Origin of the sequence: Rheinheimera texasensis (genome assembly GCF_964031785.1) — a bacterium.
GTDB lineage: Bacteria > Pseudomonadota > Gammaproteobacteria > Enterobacterales > Alteromonadaceae > Pararheinheimera > Pararheinheimera texasensis_A.
In genome coordinates this window covers 182512-201521 of record NZ_CAXIRE010000024.1, presented here as the reverse complement: position 1 = coordinate 201521, position 19010 = coordinate 182512, and the positions used below count along the sequence as shown (strand labels likewise).

Annotated in this window: 15 protein-coding genes; 5 read left to right on the top strand and 10 right to left on the bottom strand. The window is 50.6% G+C overall.

Annotation, left to right across the window (positions count from 1 at the left end; translation table 11 throughout):
* Positions 1-22: 22 nt before the first annotated feature.
* The 3 genes from topA to ABNT34_RS19500 form a co-directional block, all read right to left on the bottom strand.
* Positions 23-2617, bottom strand: a complete 2595-nt coding sequence (gene topA / locus ABNT34_RS19510) for a type I DNA topoisomerase (protein ID WP_348734574.1) — start codon at positions 2615-2617, stop codon at positions 23-25.
* Positions 2618-2852: 235 nt separating this feature from the next.
* On the bottom strand, positions 2853-3974 hold the full coding sequence (locus ABNT34_RS19505) for an arginase family protein (RefSeq protein ID WP_348734573.1): 1122 nt from the start codon (positions 3972-3974) through the stop codon (positions 2853-2855).
* A 415-nt stretch (positions 3975-4389) separates the two neighbouring features.
* Entirely contained in the window at positions 4390-6987 is a 2598-nt protein-coding gene (locus tag ABNT34_RS19500) for a hypothetical protein (protein WP_348734572.1), read from the bottom strand.
* A gap of 171 nt (positions 6988-7158) precedes the next feature.
* Between ABNT34_RS19500 and ABNT34_RS19495 the strand changes: the two genes are divergently transcribed.
* Positions 7159-8466, top strand: a complete 1308-nt coding sequence (locus ABNT34_RS19495; protein WP_348734571.1) for a dicarboxylate/amino acid:cation symporter — start codon at positions 7159-7161, stop codon at positions 8464-8466.
* A 110-nt stretch (positions 8467-8576) separates the two neighbouring features.
* Here the strand turns inward: ABNT34_RS19495 and ABNT34_RS19490 are convergent, their stop codons facing one another.
* The 3 genes from ABNT34_RS19490 to ABNT34_RS19480 form a co-directional block, all read right to left on the bottom strand.
* Complete coding sequence (locus tag ABNT34_RS19490; RefSeq protein ID WP_348734570.1) at positions 8577-9215, bottom strand: thiopurine S-methyltransferase; 639 nt, start codon at positions 9213-9215, stop codon at positions 8577-8579.
* A gap of 1 nt (position 9216) precedes the next feature.
* The gene (gene sohB / locus ABNT34_RS19485; protein ID WP_348734569.1) at positions 9217-10206 is read right to left on the bottom strand and encodes a protease SohB; all 990 of its coding nucleotides are present in this window, start codon (positions 10204-10206) and stop codon (positions 9217-9219) included.
* Between the two features lie 176 nt (positions 10207-10382).
* Complete coding sequence (locus ABNT34_RS19480; RefSeq protein WP_348734568.1) at positions 10383-12794, bottom strand: VolA/Pla-1 family phospholipase; 2412 nt, start codon at positions 12792-12794, stop codon at positions 10383-10385.
* Between the two features lie 223 nt (positions 12795-13017).
* Between ABNT34_RS19480 and ABNT34_RS19475 the strand changes: the two genes are divergently transcribed.
* Entirely contained in the window at positions 13018-13761 is a 744-nt protein-coding gene (locus ABNT34_RS19475) for a YciK family oxidoreductase (protein WP_348734567.1), read from the top strand.
* An 81-nt stretch (positions 13762-13842) separates the two neighbouring features.
* Here the strand turns inward: ABNT34_RS19475 and ABNT34_RS19470 are convergent, their stop codons facing one another.
* Entirely contained in the window at positions 13843-14379 is a 537-nt protein-coding gene (locus ABNT34_RS19470; RefSeq protein WP_348734566.1) for an H-NS histone family protein, read from the bottom strand.
* Between the two features lie 175 nt (positions 14380-14554).
* Here ABNT34_RS19470 and can point away from each other — a divergent pair, with 175 nt between their 5' ends.
* Entirely contained in the window at positions 14555-15208 is a 654-nt protein-coding gene (gene can / locus ABNT34_RS19465; protein ID WP_348734565.1) for a carbonate dehydratase, read from the top strand.
* Here can and ABNT34_RS19460 read toward each other — a convergent pair whose 3' ends face one another.
* The 3 genes from ABNT34_RS19460 to purU are packed head-to-tail and all read right to left on the bottom strand — an operon-like array spanning position 15209 to position 17077.
* Positions 15209-15742, bottom strand: coding sequence for a hypothetical protein (locus tag ABNT34_RS19460; RefSeq protein WP_348734564.1), 534 nt, complete (start codon positions 15740-15742; stop codon positions 15209-15211).
* Positions 15732-16220 carry an acyl-CoA thioesterase gene (locus tag ABNT34_RS19455; RefSeq protein WP_348734563.1) on the bottom strand — a complete coding sequence of 163 codons (489 nt, stop codon included), beginning with the start codon at positions 16218-16220 and terminating at the stop codon, positions 15732-15734. Before ABNT34_RS19455 ends, ABNT34_RS19460 begins: the two co-directional genes overlap by 11 nt.
* 23 nt (positions 16221-16243) lie before the next feature.
* Complete coding sequence (gene purU, locus ABNT34_RS19450) at positions 16244-17077, bottom strand: formyltetrahydrofolate deformylase (protein ID WP_348734562.1); 834 nt, start codon at positions 17075-17077, stop codon at positions 16244-16246.
* Positions 17078-17234: 157 nt separating this feature from the next.
* Here purU and tsaA point away from each other — a divergent pair, with 157 nt between their 5' ends.
* Entirely contained in the window at positions 17235-18026 is a 792-nt protein-coding gene (gene tsaA / locus ABNT34_RS19445; RefSeq protein WP_348734561.1) for a tRNA (N6-threonylcarbamoyladenosine(37)-N6)-methyltransferase TrmO, read from the top strand.
* Positions 17968-18999: a galactose oxidase gene (locus ABNT34_RS19440; RefSeq protein WP_348734780.1), complete on the top strand. Its 1032-nt coding sequence runs from the start codon at positions 17968-17970 to the stop codon at positions 18997-18999. The genes tsaA and ABNT34_RS19440 overlap by 59 nt, the downstream gene beginning before the upstream one ends.
* The last annotated feature ends 11 nt before the right edge of the window (positions 19000-19010 follow it).

Sequence of the window (19010 nt, the reverse complement as noted above, 5' to 3'; positions counted from 1 at the left end):
TTGTTTTGTCTAAAGCTGCGGATCAGGCGTCAGCTTTGCCTTCCACCCACTGGCCGTTTTTATACCAGGCCATCCAGCCGGTTGCTTTGCCGTCTTTTTCCGACATCACATACTGCTGCTTGGTTTTGCGGCTCCAGCGCACTATTGTTGCGTTGCCGGCCGGATCCTGAGCCGGTGCCGCCGCCAGATAATGGAACTTCGGCATCATGCGGTCTTTAAAACGTTGCAACTCAGCGACGAGCGGTGCACGGGTTTCCCGGCTTTTCGGGAAAGTTGACGCGGCCAGGAACAAACCAGCAGCACCATCACGCAGCACAAAGTATGCATCAGACTTTTCACAGCGCAGCTCCGGTAAATGCACCGGGTCTTCTTTTGGCGGCGCAGCTTCGCCGTTACGCAGCAGTTTACGGGTATTTTTACAGTCGCTATTGGTGCAGCCGAAGTATTTACCAAAACGGCCAGATTTTAACTGCATGTCCGAGCCACATTTTTCGCATTCGATAAGTGGCCCGTCATAACCCTTGATTTTAAAGGCGCCGCTTTCGACCAGATAACCGTCACAGCCCGGGTTGTTACCGCAGACATAGAGTTTACGGGTCTCATCCAGCAAATACGGGTCCATCGCAGTACCGCATTTGGCGCAGCGCTTTTTGTGGCGCAGCACTTCGGTTTCCAGCTCTTCTTCGTCTGCAACTAATACCGCTTCATCACCTGGCGTCAGGTTCATCGTGGTGGTGCAGCGTTCTTTTGGCGGCAGGTTGTAGCCGGAGCAACCCAAAAACACGCCGGTACTGGCGGTGCGGATGCCCATTTTACGGCCACAGGTCGGACAGTCGATGTCGGTCAGCACAAACTGATTGGTGCGCATGCCGCCTTCGGTACTGTCGCCTTCGGCCACTTGCAGCCGCTTGGAGAAATCGGCATAGAAGTTATCCAGCACCTTGCGCCAAGCCGCCTCGCCATTGGCGATATCATCAAGCTTCAGCTCCATGTTGGCGGTAAAGTCGTAGTTCATCAGGTCGCTGAAGTTCTCAACCAGCCGGTCTGTGACAATCTCACCCATTTTTTCGGCATAAAAACGTTTATTGTCGACTTTGACATAACCGCGTTCCTGAATGGTGGAGATAATTGCCGCATAAGTCGAAGGCCGGCCAATACCGCGTTTTTCCAGCTCTTTCACCAGACTGGCTTCGCTGTAACGCGCCGGTGGTTTGGTAAAATGCTGCGCCGGTAATAACTGCTCCAGGCTTAATACTTCGCCGACTTTGACATCCGGTAATTCGTTTTCTTCTTCGTCTTTGCGTTTCTGTGCCGGTTGTACCCGGGTCCAGCCATCAAAACGCAGCACACGGCCTTTGGCCCGCAGTTCAAACTCACCGGCTTGCACTGTGATATTGGTGACGTCATAAAGCGCAGGTGGCATCTGACAGGCAACAAACTGACGCCAAATCAGCTCATACAGCTTCTTGGCGTCCACTTCCATATCACTCAAAGCTGAGGCCTGCACATTGACGTCGGAAGGCCGGATCGCTTCGTGCGCTTCCTGCGCATTGGCTTTGCTGCCATAACTTAATGGCTCAGCCGGCAGATAATTTTTACCGAACTGCTGCACGATAAAATCACGCACTGCACCGACGGCTTCGGCCGACAAGTTCGTCGAGTCGGTACGCATATAAGTGATGTAGCCGGCTTCGTATAAACGTTGTGCCAGCATCATGGTTTTTTTCACGCCGTAGCCTAGGCGCGTACTGGCCGCCTGTTGTAGCGTTGAAGTGATAAATGGCGCTTGAGGTTTGGAACTTGAAGGTTTGTCTTCACGATCAGTGACCTGATACGCCGCGCGCTGTAATAACGCCACAGCAGCATCAGTTTGTTGCTGATTGACCGGCCGGAAGGCTTTACCAGCCTGACGGGCGACTTCAAGCCGCAGCTGCGCCTGACGCGGATTACGCACGTCGGCATCTACAGTCCAGTATTCTTCCGGCACAAAAGCTTTGATCTCGCGCTCGCGCTCGACCACCAGCCGCACGGCCACTGATTGCACCCGACCGGCGGACAAGCCACGCGCGACCTTTTTCCACAGCAGTGGCGAGACCATAAAACCGACGACGCGGTCTAAAAAGCGCCGCGCCTGCTGTGCATCCACGCGGTCCTGATTGACAATACCAGGTTCAGTGAAGGCATTTTTAATGGCGTTTTTGGTGATTTCGTTAAACACCACGCGTTTAAACTTGCTGGCGTCACCGCCAATAATACTCTGCAAGTGCCAGGCGATGGCTTCCCCTTCGCGGTCCAAGTCCGTTGCCAGGTAAACAGTGTCGGCCTTTTCCGCTAATTGTTTTAATTCCCGGACAACTTTTTCTTTGCCTTCCAGAATTTCATAGCGGGCTTTCCAGCCGTTTGCCGGATCTATCCCCATCCGGTCCACCAACGCCAGATAGTCTTTTTCAGCTTTGCTGAGTTTACTGTCGCTTGCTTTGGTTTTGTCCCTGGAACTGCTGGAAGGCAGATCACGGATATGCCCGACGCTGCTTTTTACGATGTAATCAGCACCCAGGTACTTGTTGATAGTTTTTGCCTTTGCCGGGGATTCGACGATGACCAGAGATTTCGCCATTGGAGTGCAGGAGTCCCTATTAAAAAATTCAGTAGTCTTTTTTGCTTTTTAACGTATATCCGTAAACGGAGGTTGTGACAAGTAGCCAGCTGCACAATTGTCTCCGACAGCTGGTTTTTCGTGGCTTGATTGCTGCTTTATCCAGCAGCGCAGACAAAAGGCGGCAAATCAGGCCCGATGCGGTCGGGCCGTGATTTTTGTCATTTCCCGGCCAGGAACTGCGACAAAACGGCCTTTAACGGACCGGATGTTGACAGATAGCGTCGAGTAAAACGGCGGAAAGTTCAGCGCCAACTTTAAGCGTCTGCGCTGAGCTTACAGCCCCCTGCCCGGTACTGTCGGTAAATGGCGCAATCTCCATCATGTCGGCAGCGCCAACCCGGAAATGCCGACGTAAGATGGCCAGAATTTGCTGTGCTTCATCCGGTGTCATGCCACCGGTTTCCGGCGTGCCGGTCGCCGCAGCATATTCTGCATCCAGCGCATCGATATCAAAACTGACGTACAGCTCATCCACCGCGGCAGCTTTTAACTGTGCCACGATTTGCGCTGCGACAGCCGCTGCGCCCTGCTCGCGGATTTCATTGGCCCAGAACTGGCGCACACCAAATGTGCTTTCCCAGTGCGTTTTGGGCTTGCCGCTGGAGCGGATGCCTAACTGAATCAAATGCGACGGCGCTGGCAGATATTGGAGGATATGGGTACACCAGGAGCCAAAACATAAATCAATGCCAAGCCGCTCGGTCAATAAATCAGTGTGCGCATCAAAATGGATTATCGCAGTGCGGATACCGGCAGCGCGGCGCGCTTTTAAATAGGCTTTGGTCAGCGGATAACTGACCGAATGGTCACCACCAATGCCAAAAATGCCTTTACCCGGAAAGGTCTGGTAAAACAAGTCGGCTATTTGCTCAGTTAACGACAACGGGCTCACCGGCAAATCTGCCTGTGCATTTTGGTACAACGCCTGGCGACAGTTGGTGATAGTTTCGCTGTTCAGGTATTTGTCATGCAGCAGATGGGGGATCACCCGGATATCACCGAGGTCGGCCGGATAACTGCGGCGTTGCTGCTGTAACAACGCCAGACGTAAAAACAACGGCCCCCAGTTGGCACCGCGCAAAATACCGCCGCCGCAGTCTGAGCTGATGCCCAGGATGGCAGCAGGCGCTGGTGACTCAGCGAAACGCGTCAGTCCAGCCAGCCACTCGGCACGGACATCTGTGGTCTCGCCAAACAATTCGGCCCGTAATAATGCTTTGCGCTCTTTTGCCGTATTGACGGTAAAAACGCCATCCCCCGGCGGACACAGGCATTGGCTGGCGGTTTGGAGAAATAACTCTGTGGATGTCGACATGGGGCACTCCATAGTTTTACTGCGAATAATTCAGTTACGTGTCGCTCAATAGCGAATAGTTATGCAAATATAGCTTTTTGCCGGTTCTGCTGTTTCTCTGGCATTATTGGCGATTGCTGCAACATCCGAAGCTTCAGTATCAAAACTAAATAAATTTTTTTATATTTATTTTCAGTTAGTTGAAATTAAAACCACGATACAGGCAAGCAGCAAAATCACTTTATTCACCAGCTAAAACGAGCTGTGTGCCGCTGTCAACTGCCAGCGATAGGACACAGCTAAAGGCCATGACTGCATATTCAAATTAACTGCATAGCCCTGATTTCTGCATCGCTGCGGGAGAACACTGTATTGTATTGCGCAAATAAAAACGGCTCCTGTCCGGAGCCGTTTTCAGAGTTAGTGAGTGCTGAGTTTATGGCTCAATGCAAGTTCCGTCAAAACCAAATGCGTTAGCCACTGGCTGAACTTTTTCATCACCGGTATCTTCAGCACTGACCGGTAAAGTAAATAAGCGGCTTGACACGTTTTCAGTGCCGTCAGCAAAACCACTGACAATAATTCGGACTGTAGTCCAGGCACCATAATCTTGTGGGTAAACCAGATTGAAGGTCGCCACACCAGATAAATCTGAAGTAATAGGGCCAGACGTCACTGACTTTTCAACTTTTGCCACATTTAATGGCGTTAACTGACCGTCACCACTGATATCTTCACCGGCATCCAAAATACCGTTATTGTTGGCATCTTCACTCACACAAGATTTCGTCACTTCTGGCGCCCAATTGACAAAGGTGCCAACCAACGGCTCTTTGCGCCAATAACCGTGGTTATACGCGACCGGCAACACTGCAACATTCAACGCCTGATTCGGTACCGGGTTCCCGCTGGAGTCAGTCACAATTACCGAGAACTGCTTGCTGTAAGTACTCACATTGGGTTTTGAAATCGCATTACCGGTTCCAAAGCGGAATGACAGGGTTCTGTTTCCGACAGCAACTGGCGTGCTATTGCTTACCGCAGGCACATCCATCACATAAGCCCGGATATTCAGATTAGCGCCGGTATTTGCTCCTGTGGTCTGGTCTGCAATGAACTCTGTCACAGCCACCCCTTGTGAGTTAGTAATGGCTTCGACCGGATTTATCACACCACCGCTGGATTTATCCAGCTGGAAAACCACTCGTTTATTTTTTACCGGGTTATTTTTGCTGTCGCGAACGATAGCTCTGACTGCCGCACGCTCACTAATGGCAACCTGAGCCGGGGCAACCTGCACCTCAATTTTTTGTGCATCAGATGAGACAAATTCAATATCACGCCGCGCCGTAGCAATACTTTTCCCATCCCGGATGGCGGTCGCTTCGACCGAAGCAAATCCGGTGAACTCAGAATAAGCAAAAGCACTGGCAACGCCGTTGGCGTCAGTTAACGCGATTAGCGGTTGTGGGTTGGTAAACTGCGGCGTCGCTGTTGCAGCCCCCAGTAACACACCACGGTTTGAAATAAACCGCACATTCTGCCCGACCACAGCAGTGTTATTGCTACTCCAGAGCACATCCAGCTTTTTATCTGCTTTGGCCGGGGCAATATCAATTTCCAGTGCGGTCTGAGACGCAGGCGTAAATGCAAAGGCATCACCATTCACAGTTAATCGGCTGGTAGTACTGGAGTTTAATGTGCTCACGGTAATAGTGTCGTCACCAACTTTTGCTGCTTTGACTACAAGCTTTAATTTGCCGGATACATCTGTGGTCCCGGTGAACTTGCTGTTAAACACCGAAGCAGCGCTTGCCGGACTCAGCGCAAACAAGTTGCCAAGTTGCGACTCGACCGCAATAGCCGCATTGGGGATCGCATTGCCGGCAGAATCCGTCAAGGTTAAAAACACGTCTGATTGTGATTCCAGCACTACAGAATCGGGTTTTTGGATCTCAATTTTGTTGCCATCTATCTGAATCAGCAGCGCTTCAGACATTTGCTTCCCGACAGACGACTGCACTTTGACAGTGCGGCGTTTGAAATCACTTTTACTGGTTAATTTTGCTTTGGCGGTGCCGTCGGCTGCAGTGATATCGGAATCAATTTGCAGTTCGGTATTACTCAGACTCTCAGTGGAGAATTCGACTTTTGCTCCTTTCACTACCACATTGCCAGGGTTCCTGACCAGCGTTGTTAGTTCGATGAAATCGACATTGCCGGTTCCAAGCTGTAATTTATTTGCTAGCAGCGTGACGGAATAATAATCGCCTTTAGAGCTGAATCCAGTGAATACCGGGCTGACGCCGGTAGCATCAACCACTGTGACTTCAACACGGCCATCATTGGCTTCGGTACCAACATTAAGAGTGGCGGCGCCCTGACCTGCAGCATCTAGAGACACTGTGATAGTGGCAGCACCACCGCTAAAAGAAGCCTTATTGACATCAGTCGCAGGGATAGTCAGTTTTAACTGCCGGTTTTGCATCGACTTGCCTTGAGCCGAGACTAATTTGACCTTGACTTGTGGCTGACAGACGCGACTCACTTCTCTGGCACCACATGGAGCATTGGCGTTACCGTTATTGCCGGCAACTAAATCTGCACTCAACGTCAGAATATCCGCCGAATCGAGTTTGCCCTCCGAGGTGAAGCCTACGGAGGTCTTTTCTCCACTATCTAAGGTTGCTGTCACGGTACCGGCACCACTTTTGGCACCGACAAACAGCTGAATACTTGCCACACCGGACGCATCTGTCAGTGCCGTGCCAGCCTGATTGCTAAAGGTAGCAAGCCCAGCGTCACTTAACGTAAAAGTCACCAGCTTACCAGACAACACGCCAGTGGTAGATGTCACTTTCACTTTGACGGTGATATTGGATGTTTGAGTTAAAACGTTGGATGGTTCTACGGTCGCTGCAAGTGTGATCACGGGCGTTGTTGGTGTACCACCACTGTCCAGAGTTCCCCCCCCACCACAAGCGACTACAACACTCATCAGAAACGCAACGAGAAGTTGCCGGATGTTTCGCATGAAAACTCTCCCTAGCTGGCTATTTTCATTAGAATTTATGACTTTTCCTAGCTTAGCCGATTAACCCGCGCGGCTGCGAGGATTTACCGAGGCCAAAGCACAAATTTTTCTTTTAGTTCAGAAACTGCTAGATTACGCCGTCCTTAACTCTGTTATAACCCATGTGCCCAGATGACTACAAACACAAAATACAATCTGACCACGCGAATTCTGCTCGCGATGGCTATCGGCATTCTTGTCGGTACTCTGTTCAAATTTCTGTTAGATGGCCAGGCCGAGCGCGTGGTCGATGCAGGAATATTTAGCTTTGGGATCAAAGCGTTATTTATTGATGGTTTTTTTCATGTCGGCGGACAGATTTTTATCGCCAGCTTAAAAATGCTGGTAGTACCGCTGGTGCTCGTGTCACTGATCTGTGGCACCAGTTCACTGAAAGACATCAAAACGCTGGGGCGGATCGGCAGTAAGTCGATGAGCCTGTATATCCTGACTACCGCTCTTGCTATCGCAATCGCTGTGTTCTTCGCCACCCTGATAAAACCTGGTGAAGGCGTCAATATGCAACTGAGCAGCAGCTTTAACCCGGGCGAAGCGCCTGGTATCGCTCAGGTTTTTATTAATATGTTCCCAAGCAACCCGATTGATGCAATGGCCAAAGGCGAAATGCTGCAGATCATTGTGTTTGCCGTGCTGTTTGGTGTGGCGCTGGCATTATCCGGTGACGCTGGTGAACGTTTACGGCTGATGTTTGAAGATATCAACACCGCGATGATGAAGCTGGTGGGTATAGTCATGCATTTCTCTCCTTACGGCGTGTTTTTCCTGATGGCCAAGCAGTTCACCATTCTGGATCTGGGTGATATGGCCAATCTGATCAAATACTTTGCGTTGGTTATTTTTGTCTTGTTGTTTCATGGATTTATCGTGTACGGCGCATTCCTGGCTTTTGCCGCCCGCCTCAATCCACTGATGTTTTTCAGCAAAATGAAAGAAACGGCCCTGTTCGCATTCAGTACATCCAGCAGTAACGCAACGATCGCCAGCAACATGACCACGACCACGCAAAAACTCGGTGTCGACAACAAAGTTGCCTCATTCACTATTCCGCTGGGCGCCACTATTAATATGGACGGCACTGCGATTATGCAGGGCGTTGCCACCGTATTTATCGCGCAGGTTTATGGTATTGACCTGACTTTCAACGACTATTTATTAGTTGTACTGACCGCAACACTGGCATCTATAGGTACAGCCGGTGTGCCGGGCGTCGGTCTGGTCATGCTGGCGATGGTGCTGCAACAGGTTAACCTGCCGGTTGAAGGCATTGCGCTGATTATTGGCGTGGACCGATTACTGGATATGACCCGTACCGCGGTGAATATCACCGGTGATGCGATGGTGTCCTGTCTGGTCGGCAAAAGTGAAAACTGCTTTGACGAAACTGTTTACAACGATCCCAAAGCCGGTCAGGTCAGCTGACGTTGTCAGCCGTTAAAAAAACCGACGGAACTTTGCATCACTAAAAAGCCGGCATTTGCCGGCTTTTTTATTTCGAGTACCTGCTGTACCGCAGCGCACTGATGTGCTCATCACCACCGGATGCGCCAACTGGTCTCTGTCAGGTAGGTTGTGTCAAAACGACGTCTGGCAAAGCCTTGTCCGGTCAGATCACGTTGCTGCAGCAGTGTGACCTCAGCAAAGCCGAACAACCGGGTGATCTCCTCAGCCGGCACACTAAAAGGCGGACCGTTTTTTTCGCCCACCGGATACTCCAGGCTCAGCAGCAACAGATCAGCCGTTGGCATTAAAGCCCGCAGTTGGTTGACATAGTCACGGCGCATCGGTGCCGGTAATGCGATCAGTGCTGCTCTGTCGTAAATGCGCCGGCATTCGGCAACTTGTGCACTCTGCATGGCAAAAAAGTCGCCTTGCCACAGCTTAATCTCGGCAGCACTGTAACAGACAAATTCGCCGGCCTCTGCGCGCGTTGCCTGCAGCTGATTTTCTGTAAAAAAGTCCCGACAGGCGATCTCAGATAACTCAGCACCAACCACAGGCGCCTGCTGCGCCAAAAACAATAAATCTGGCGACTTGCCACACAAAGGCACAAACACCGGACTGGCATTCAACCAGTCTGACGGTGCAGACCGCAGCAGCGGATGCGCCTCATCCTGTTGCCAGCCCAGCTGATTTTGCTGCCAGCATTGCAGCCAGAAATCCTGCTGCATCTTAGCGCCAAAACGTCAATTGCTGCAGTTGTTGCAGACTGCTTTTGACAATGCTTGCTGCGGTCAGACCGGCTTTTTCCGCCAGCGACTTGCGCACCCTATACTGCACTTTATACACCTGACGTTCGGCTAATTGGGTGATCAGATAATCGTCACTGGTACAAAGCGCATCGACCAGTTTTAAATCAAGTGCCTGATAACCAAACCAATGCTCACCGGTGGCCACTTCGTCGATATCCAGTTGCTGGCGGTGGCGCTGCACAAAATGCTTAAACAACACATGGGTTTCTTCCAGTTCACGCTGAAATTTCTCCCGGCCTTTTTCGGTATTTTCGCCAAACACAGTGACAGTGCGCTTAAATTCACCGGCGGTGAATTGTTCAAATTCAATATGATTTTTTTTCAGTAATTTATTGAAGTTCGGCAACTGCGCGATCACACCGATAGAGCCAAGAATGGCAAAAGGCGCTGCGATAATTTTGTCGGCAATACAGGCCATCATATAACCACCGCTCGCGGCAACCTTGTCGACCGCAACGGTCAGTGCGATATTTTTCTGTCGCACCCGCTCTAACTGCGATGCGCCCAGACCATAACCATGCACCACCCCACCACCCGATTCCAGCCGGACCAACACTGCATCCTCTTTACTGGCGACGGCAAGCACCGCGGTCACTTCCTCACGCAGCGCATCGACTTCATGTGCATCCATACTGCCGTTAAAGTCGATGACAAAAAGCCGGTGCTGCGGTTTTTCAGCTTTTTCTGCCTGTTTTTGCCACTGCTTATAAGCTTTTTTATCCAGCAGCTGTTGCTGCAAATCGGCCTGTAAATGCTGATACTCTTCCGACAAATCATCAAAACACAGCTCACCTTTACGCGCTTTTGGTTTCACCGAGGCGACCACAACCATCACGATCACCGCGCCTATTGCCAGCACGAGGGTCAGGGTTTTGGCCAAAAACATGCCGTATTCCAGTAAAAATTCCACAGAAGATCCTCAAATGATTGATTTAGTTGCATTCTAGCGCGTCTGCGCCCAGGCCGCATAGTCACGCCTGTAAGACTGGCGAAGTGGTAAAACACACCTTTAAACCTACAAATACAATAGTGTTCAGCAGGCGAAAAAAAACCCGGCGGCGCCGGGTTTTTTCGTCAGGAACAAAATTATTGTGCTTTTAACACTGCAGCATTCGTCACCTGAATGCCTGCGCCACGATTAACGAAGAATGACACCGTCTGACGCTGCATTTCTGCGGTCGCTGCAGCGCTCGCCGTTGGGCTCAGAATCGATGCGTGATCGCCTTCAGTAAAGCGGGCGATAGACGGACGGTCTAACACATAGGCACCGGCTTTGGCTGGCAGGCTGGCTGCGCCCAACAGACGGGCCAGTGGTTCAGTACCGCCCAGTGGCATGTTCACCGCCTGATTCGGGATCACCTGGTCAGACTTATTAGTGCCACCGTTGCCAACCACTTCCAGAATATGCACTGGTGTTTTACCAGCCACATGCATTGCGGCGTAGTTGTTCGGGTCGCCGGCATCAGTAATAGTCTGAGCAGCAAACACAAACTGGCTCAGAGTTGCACTGATGGCAGTTAGTGCTGCAACCTGGCCTTTGGCAGTCAAATCAGCCAGATAACCGTCGACAAAACGGGCCGCACAACCAGCATAAGTCGCCGCGTCCACACAAACTTTCTGTGCATCGACATAAGCTTTAAAGCCTGGTGACAAAGTGGCAGAACCCAGCATCACCGCTGATTTAATGGTGTTACCGAATTCCGGTGATTCCAACAGGAAATTGGCAACAGCACCACCTGGCATCGCCAGCGTGCTGGCTTTAATTTTGTATAAGGCATCCGCTGTCGGAATGCCGGTTGACGCATTGGCCAGAGCCACCATGCTGGCACCAGTGATAGCGCCTAACGAGTGACCGATGAACTGCACGTCCTGGGTATTCAGCAAGCCTGCGGTGTTGTTGAAATTCAGACCTAAACGCAGGCCCAGCATGTCAGCGATACTCTGACGCAGGTTGTCGCGGGTGACCAGCATATCCGCCAGGTTCATATACACTGTGGCATTGCCAGATTCCTGACAATAAGCACCAGATGCGGTAACATCTTTTTTGCCATCGCCGTTCACATCAAAACCACGGCTGCCGTGCAGTGGATGGTCGATAGCGACTGTGGCAAAACCTTGTGATGATAATGCACCAGTGATGGCCAGCATGCTTTCTTTACAGCCAGTAATACCGTGCTGCAAAATCACTACAGGCCAGCCTGTGGCTGGTTTTTTCAGACCAAATGCTTCAACAGGGACTGTCATCTGCACTTGCAGCGTCTGCACTGAATTAACTTTTGGCACGACGTTAAACTTGGTCAGGTGACGTTGTTTATCGATACCAAAATCGCGTAAAGCACCACCGCTGGCGCCTTTACAGACGGCATCGTTCTGCAGTTGTGCCGGCGTGGTGATGCCTGCTTCCAGCGCAGCTTTTTGGGCATCTGTTAATCCGGCGATCATCGCGCCACTGTCGCAGCGGCCGGTCCAGCGTGTATTCAGTGCGCCTGTTGGCGCAGCTGCAGTAGAAACCCCCAGGTAATAAGGCAGAGCGATAGTACCGGCATAATATTGCGCCAGTTTAAAGGCAAAACGGGGGTCAGCCGGATTGTCCGGAATAGTGGCGCCCGGGAATAAAATATCCGACACCAGTTTACCGGTATTCTGCACTACGACTTTCGGCGGTGTATTGCCATTGAGTGCGCTTGGCAGCATCAGCTGTTTCACTGTGGCCAGTACGTTTGCAGTGGATTGAGTGGTGATAGCCGCAGTGTAAATAATCGACTCTTTAGCAATAGATTGGGTCGACACCACATTTTCGAAACTGTTAATCACGCCCTGCAACGCACGTTGCGCTTCAGAACCCAGTGGCATCGTTGCCAGATCCTGTTTCACCAGCTCATAGGTGGTGGATGGCAGCACACTGCGGCCTTCAGAATCTTTCAGATTATTTGTCAGCACCAGAATGTAAGTGGTGGCAGGTTTTAATGGTTTTAACGGGATCACCGCGACATTATTGCCCACGGCCTTGGTGACAAAATCCTGACCGAAAGTGAGTTGGCCAACGGCTTTACAAGCTACGCCACGCGGTACAGTACGGCAAGAAGCATCAGCCGAAGCAGGGTCGCCCATTAACACCTCAACCAGGCGCACTGAGTCAGGGCGTGCAGCACTGGCAGCGTCCAGACTGACACCACCGGCAAAGGCCAGTTCGATGCTAAATGGATTCTGGGTTGACCAGCCGTCCAGCGCACCTAATGCGGTTTGTGGATCTGTGTAATTAGGTGTGGCTGCGGCTTCACCCGGCATCACTAAAGTGCCGTCGGTTGTCCCCTGGAACAACAAGTCATTCGGCACAGATACTTTACTGGCGGTAGGGTCAAACACCACACGGCTGGCAGGAACCAGAACCTGGTCGTTATTCGCCGTATCTTGTTTGATATCATTCAGTGAGTCACCACCACAGCCGGTCAGCCCAAGCGCGCTGGTCACCGCCAGGCTAATCAGAAGCTTCTTCATACGTTCTCCCCGTGTCCTGATTTTTTATTATATTTCCACAGCTTAGCTAGGCTGCAGATTAAAATTCCTTTGTGTAGACTGGTAACAGCTACGACCAGTTAAACTTAACCCAATCAGAAAAAATTCGCTAGGGCTAAACTGCAGTTCTCTGAAGAAAGGTGCAAAAAGCCCGACAACCCTGTATTCTGCGCGCGATTTCAGCAGCTGCACAGGTTGTTTTCTCATGCATAATTTCCAGGCAAAGCCAGATGAACTGGCAGGTAAAACGATTTTAGTCACTGGTGCCGGTGACGGTATTGGCCGCCAGGCCGCTCTTTCTTTTGCTCTAGCCGGCGCGACCGTGATCCTGCTTGGCAAAACCACCAAAAAACTCGAAGCCGTATACGATGAAATCGTCGCCAGCGGTGCGCCGGAGCCGGCGATAGTGCCGCTGGATTTAAACGGCGCCACCAAACAGCATTACACCGACATGGCGAATACTATTAAAGCAGAATTCGGCAAACTCGATGGTCTGTTGCACAATGCCGGTATGCTAGGCGTATTAACGCCTTTTGAGCATATTGATTTGGAGACCTGGCAGAAAATTATGCAGGTCAACGTGACAGGCGCGATGCTGATGACACAGGCGTTATTACCGGTGATGGCGTTGGCGCCACGGGCCTCCCTGATTTTTACGTCATCCGGCGTCGGTAAAAAAGCCCGCGCTTACTGGGGGCCATATGCCGTATCAAAATTTGCCACCGAAGGGCTGATGCAGCTGATTGCTGATGAGTACGAGCATTCAACTATCCGCACTAACTGTATCAATCCCGGCGCCACGCGCACCAAAATGCGCAATGCCGCTTATCCGGGTGAAGATCAGCGCCTGCTCAAAACGCCGGCCGAGATTATGCCGCTGTATCTGTATCTGATGTCAGACCAAAGCGTGCATATCAATGGCCAGTCGCTGGATGCGCAGCCGAAGTAACCGGCCCCCCATCACGATCAGGCATAAAAAAACAGGAGCTTAAAAGCTCCTGTTTTTTTATCTGATATTTCGCGCACTTTATTAACGCTTATTCAGGATCTCTTCATGGTGCGCCGCAGCCCACTCATTCCACACGTCAACTTTAGCATTGTAGTTCAGCAGCGCCTGGCTACCTGCTTCAGTTAACAGAGCGTCGATCTGTTTCACATATTTCTTCTCAACTTTTGAGAAAGGAACTACGTCAATACCTTTGTCGTTCAGTGCTTTTTTCATCGTATGGGTTTTCAGCAACTGCAACTGACCATTTTCAACGTAGAAGAACTGACTTTCTTTATTGATTGTTTTGAACTTCGGTTTCACCGGGCGTTTGGCATCATCTTGTTGTACTTCTTCTTCCTGATTTAATACAACGGTGCCTTCGGCATTTAATTTATAACCCAGCTGTTCGAGTGTGAAGCCTTGAGCACGGGCGAATTCACGCACTTTTTCCAGGACTTCAGATTCTTTTTGCCGCTCATCCAGTACCGATTTCAATACATCAATTACTTCCTGTAATTTTAATACAGACAACTCTTTTGCTGCTTTTTTTAACTCACGTTTATCAAGTAATAATGACATACAGCGAACCTTCTATGTTAGCGATATAATATCTGCCGACATCATAGTGATATTAAATAAAAAAAGAAATGGGGATACAATAATTTCCACAGCGGTTACAAGAGCCTCAGCTGGTCGGTGCTGGCATTTGAGCCGAATTCAGGTATCTTAGCCCAAATTTGCCCGGGGATCTGAGATGCAATCTTTACAACACTTGTTCGAAAACAATAAAGCATGGGCTGACCGTATCGAGCGGGAAGCGCCAGGATTTTTCAAGAAATTGTCGGCACAACAAGCACCTGAGTATCTGTGGATCGGCTGTTCTGACAGCCGGGTGCCGGCCAATGATATTGTCGGTTTATTGCCAGGTGAGTTGTTTGTGCACCGTAACGTCGCCAATCTGGTGCTGCATGCGGACATCAATTGTTTGTCTGTGTTGCAGTACGCCATCGATGTACTGAAAGTGAAACATATCATCGTCTGCGGTCATTACGGCTGCGGTGGCATCAATGCAGCTATCAGTAAACAAAAAGTCGGCCTGGTGGATAACTGGCTGCGTAATATCAAAGATATTTACACCATACACAAAGCTGAACTTGAGGCACTGGAAACGGAAGCGGAGCGGCAAAACCGCATGTGCGAACTCAATGTTATGGAGCAAGTGCGTAATGTGTGTCACACCAGTGTGGTGCAGGATGCCTGGGACCGCGGCCAGGAACTGGCAGTCCACGGCTGGGTATACAGTCTGCGCAACGGCCGGGTGAAAGATTTAAAAGTCAGCCACTCCAGTGCCGAGCAAATCGACAATATCTATGCGCTGGATATGACTGACGACCTGAAAGACAAATAATTACTTAAATACCACTTGCGCGTCCGGTGCCGTTTTGTAGACGGCACTGTGGCCCGCCACCCACTTCCCCTGTTGCAGATATTCTGCAGTCGTTGTCAGGGTGTTCTCAGACAACTTGGATGACGAGCGGACTTTAGTGATGCCTTTGGCATTGTTTTCCACCGTTTCTTCCGCCGTGAGTGTCTGAGTTTTCTTATCTACCGACATAGTGCCATGTGTATAAAAACCGGCAGTGGTGAAATAATAATAAACCAGCGACTGCTGTTTTTTATCATAAAACAACATGGTCTCGCCGCCGTATTCCCCCTGATTCACTGAATGGCTGATTTTAATCGCAGTGCCATTTAACGCCCGCTCCCAGCGGCTGATATCAATCATCTCAGGCTGGCCGGGCTGTGACAACAGACCTCGCCAGGTTTTACCGATATAAGACCGCAGTGGCTCCAGTTCAGCGCTGAGAGTGGCCTGCTCTGCGGCTGACAAAGACCCAGTTACAAATATCAACGTAATGAGCCAAAACGTTTTAAGTTGCATGCTGTTGCTCCTGATAGAAATCCAGCATTTGCTGTTCGACAGTCTGAGAAAACTGTTTCATTTGAATGGCATATTGTTCGAGAAACTTATCCTCAGCCGTTTCGGGCACCCAGGCTGGGACTTTTGCGGTATTGCCCTGCTCGTCCAGTGCCACAAAAGTGATGATGCAGTGATTGGTTTCCGCCAGCTCGCCACTTTTACTGTCGCCGGAACGAACCTGTACGAAAATATGCATGCTGGTACTGCCGGTGTGCACCACTTTGGCTTCCAGTTCCACTAAATGACCGACCAGAATAGGCCGGCGGAAACGAATAGTCCCCACCGACACAGTGACACAATACAGCCCGCTCCAGCGCGCGGCGCAAGCATAAGCGGCCTGATCCAGCCATTTCATGACCATGCCACCATGCACTTTGCCGCCAAAATTGACATGGGTTGGTTCGGCCAGAAAACGAAATTCTACTGATCTTGGCTGCATCGCGGATCCTTAAGCTATTTTTTTCAGAGTATGACGGTTTTATTGCCGTGTACAAATACCCGGTCTTCGACCACCAGTTCCAGCGCTTTGGTCAGCACATTTTTTTCCACATCACGACCGGCTTTTGCCATATCTTTTGCGCTATATGTATGATCAACATTAGTTACCATTTGCTTGATGATTGGCCCTTCATCCAGATGATCGGTGACAAAATGCGCGGTTGCGCCGATGATTTTCACGCCGCGATTAAAGGCCTGGCGATAAGGATGAGCACCGATAAACGCCGGTAGAAAACTATGATGGATATTGATGATTCGGTTTGGATAGGCCGCAACAAAATCCGGGCTTAATACGCGCATAAACTTGGCCAGAACCAGATAATCCGGCTGATACTCTGCAATCTGCGCCGCCAATAATTGTTCATGCTCTACCCGGCTTACGCCCTGATGATCAATAAAATGATAAGGCAGGTCGAATTTCTCGGTCAGTGCCTGCAAATGTGGGTGATTACCAATCACCGCAGCAATATCCAGCTCCAGCGATCCATCAAACACTTTCATCAGAATATCGCCGAGGCAATGTGCTTCCTTGGTGACCAGAATCACCACCCGTTTTTTTGCCGTGCCGACTAATTGCCGTTCACTGCCTTGTGGCAAAGCGCGGTCCAGGTCCAGCAACAATGTATGATCATTAAATATGCCTTCGAGCTGAGTGCGCATATAAAAGCGGCCGGAATCCGGGTCGACGTATTCAGTATTACGGGTGATATTCAGCTGATGTTTGTAACAAATATTGGTAATTTGTGCGATAAGCCCCTTTGAATCCGGGCATTCAATTAAAAGTGTTTTCTGTTCCATCGAATCACAATTCTCTACTTCATTGGCAAAAAATCACTCTAGACACCCAGACAGCCAAGAGCAAGCACTTCTGCTTCCAAAGCGGCTGAACCTTGTTGTTTGCCCGGCGGCACCGGATAATGTCAGAAGATACCAGCCAGAGATTGTTGTTCTGCCCATGGACCTGACATTTAACTTCCCGGCGCTCGGATTTATCCAGTCGCCTTATAAACAGAAATTTGCCATTCCACGCCAGCCAGGCCTTATTCCGGAAGCGCGCGGCGAACTGGTACTGCACCCACCTTATGCCGATGATGCGATAGTGCGCGGCATCGAAGCTTTTTCGCATTTGTGGCTGGTGTTTGTGTTTCATGAAACCGCAGACAAAGGCTGGTCACCCATGGTGCGGCCACCGCGCCTTGGCGGTAATACCAAAAAAGGCGTCTTCGCCACCCGCGCCACCTTCAGGCCCAATCCGATTGGTTTGTCTGTGGTCAAACTGGAAGGGGTCAGCCGGCGCGGCGAATTACTGGTATTACATTTATCCGGCATTGATCTGCTTGATGGTACCCCCGTATTAGACATCAAGCCGTATCTGCCCTATTCAGATTCTTTACCAGATGCGTTGGGTGGTTTTGCCGACGCGGCACCAGAAACGGCGATGACAGTCAGTTTCAGCGATGCGGCCGCAGCTTTTTGTCAGCAGCAGCAACAATATCCGCACCTGCAACTGTTTATTGAAAAAGTGTTGAAACAGGACCCGCGGCCACCCTATAAAAAACAGCGCGAAGACTTACAAACTTATGGTATGACTTTGTATCACTACAACATCAAATGGACAGTCGATGGCAACCACAATCACGTTACCGACATTTTTGTACTCCCTGCGGAAGACGTTGCTGCTGAGCCCAATGCTACTAACGCCAGCTCTGGCGCAGACACTACCGCCGTTACCGGAGCCGGTCAGTAATAATCCGGTATTAACCACCACTATCCGTGGCAAAACTTATATCGCCAGTTTCGCCGGCCTTGGTGAAGGTAAAACCGCTGCCGATGCGCACAGTAAAGCCTGGATGTTGATCTCCGGCGACAGCAGCTGGCAAAAACTGCCGAATGTACCCAATAGCCTTGGCCACAATAGCCGCCTGGCAATGACGGCGACTGTGCTGGAACAAAACTTTTATCTGTTTGGTGGTTATTCGGTGGCCCGCGATGGTACAGAAGTGACCCAGCCGGACAGCTATCGTTTTAGTGTGATCAGTAAGAATTACACCAAATTGCCGGATATGCCGGTGGCCGTCGATGACAGTGTCGCCCTTGCCTATCAAAATCGCTACATCTACCTCGTCAGCGGCTGGCATAACGACGGTAATATCAATCTGGTGCAGGTATTTGATAACTTCACGCAGAAATGGTCACAGGCGACACCTTTTTCCGGCACTCCGGTGTTTGGCCATGCCGCGGCAATTGACGGCAATGTCATGGTGGTTTGCGACGGCGTTGCCACCGCGTTAAATCCGGCGGGCGAGCGCAGCTACGTCGCAAGCCCGGCCTGTTATCGTGGCGATATAGACCGCAGCAATGCACGCAAAATCAGCTGGAAAGCAATCCCGCATCCAACCGGCACCGCACGTTACCGCCAGGCCGCACTACCTGTTTCTATAGAAAGCGAACGTTATCTGGCATTTATCGGTGGCAGCACCACGCCTTACAATTTCAACGGCATCGGTTACAACGGCAAACCAGCTGAACCGGACGATAAAGTCTGGTTATATCAGCTGAGTAGCCAAAAGTGGCGGCTGGGTAAAACCAGTGCCGCGGTGATGGACCTGCGAAATCTCATCGAAATCGATGGCGTGATTTACAGTCTTGGCGGTATGGGCACGGGCCAGCAAGTGCAATCAGGCCTGAGAAAACAGCAAATCACCCTTCTGCCCGACTAAACCCCTTGTTA

Excerpts from the sequence above, each read along its gene's own strand:
- ABNT34_RS19505 (WP_348734573.1), bottom strand. The coding sequence starts at position 3,974 with ATGTCGACATCCACAGAGTTATTTCTCCAAACCGCCAGCCAATGCCTG.
- purU (WP_348734562.1), bottom strand. The coding sequence starts at position 17,077 with ATGGAACAGAAAACACTTTTAATTGAATGCCCGGATTCAAAGGGGCTT.
- ABNT34_RS19455 (WP_348734563.1), bottom strand. The coding sequence starts at position 16,220 with ATGCAGCCAAGATCAGTAGAATTTCGTTTTCTGGCCGAACCAACCCAT.
- ABNT34_RS19495 (WP_348734571.1), top strand. The coding sequence starts at position 7,159 with ATGACTACAAACACAAAATACAATCTGACCACGCGAATTCTGCTCGCG.
- ABNT34_RS19480 (WP_348734568.1), bottom strand. The coding sequence starts at position 12,794 with ATGAAGAAGCTTCTGATTAGCCTGGCGGTGACCAGCGCGCTTGGGCTG.
- ABNT34_RS19475 (WP_348734567.1), top strand. The coding sequence starts at position 13,018 with ATGCATAATTTCCAGGCAAAGCCAGATGAACTGGCAGGTAAAACGATT.
- ABNT34_RS19500 (WP_348734572.1), bottom strand. The coding sequence starts at position 6,987 with ATGCGAAACATCCGGCAACTTCTCGTTGCGTTTCTGATGAGTGTTGTA.
- ABNT34_RS19470 (WP_348734566.1), bottom strand. The coding sequence starts at position 14,379 with ATGTCATTATTACTTGATAAACGTGAGTTAAAAAAAGCAGCAAAAGAG.
- tsaA (WP_348734561.1), top strand. The coding sequence starts at position 17,235 with ATGGACCTGACATTTAACTTCCCGGCGCTCGGATTTATCCAGTCGCCT.
- ABNT34_RS19490 (WP_348734570.1), bottom strand. The coding sequence starts at position 9,215 with ATGCAGCAGGATTTCTGGCTGCAATGCTGGCAGCAAAATCAGCTGGGC.
- topA (WP_348734574.1), bottom strand. The coding sequence starts at position 2,617 with ATGGCGAAATCTCTGGTCATCGTCGAATCCCCGGCAAAGGCAAAAACT.
- ABNT34_RS19440 (WP_348734780.1), top strand. The coding sequence starts at position 17,968 with ATGCTACTAACGCCAGCTCTGGCGCAGACACTACCGCCGTTACCGGAG.
- can (WP_348734565.1), top strand. The coding sequence starts at position 14,555 with ATGCAATCTTTACAACACTTGTTCGAAAACAATAAAGCATGGGCTGAC.
- ABNT34_RS19460 (WP_348734564.1), bottom strand. The coding sequence starts at position 15,742 with ATGCAACTTAAAACGTTTTGGCTCATTACGTTGATATTTGTAACTGGG.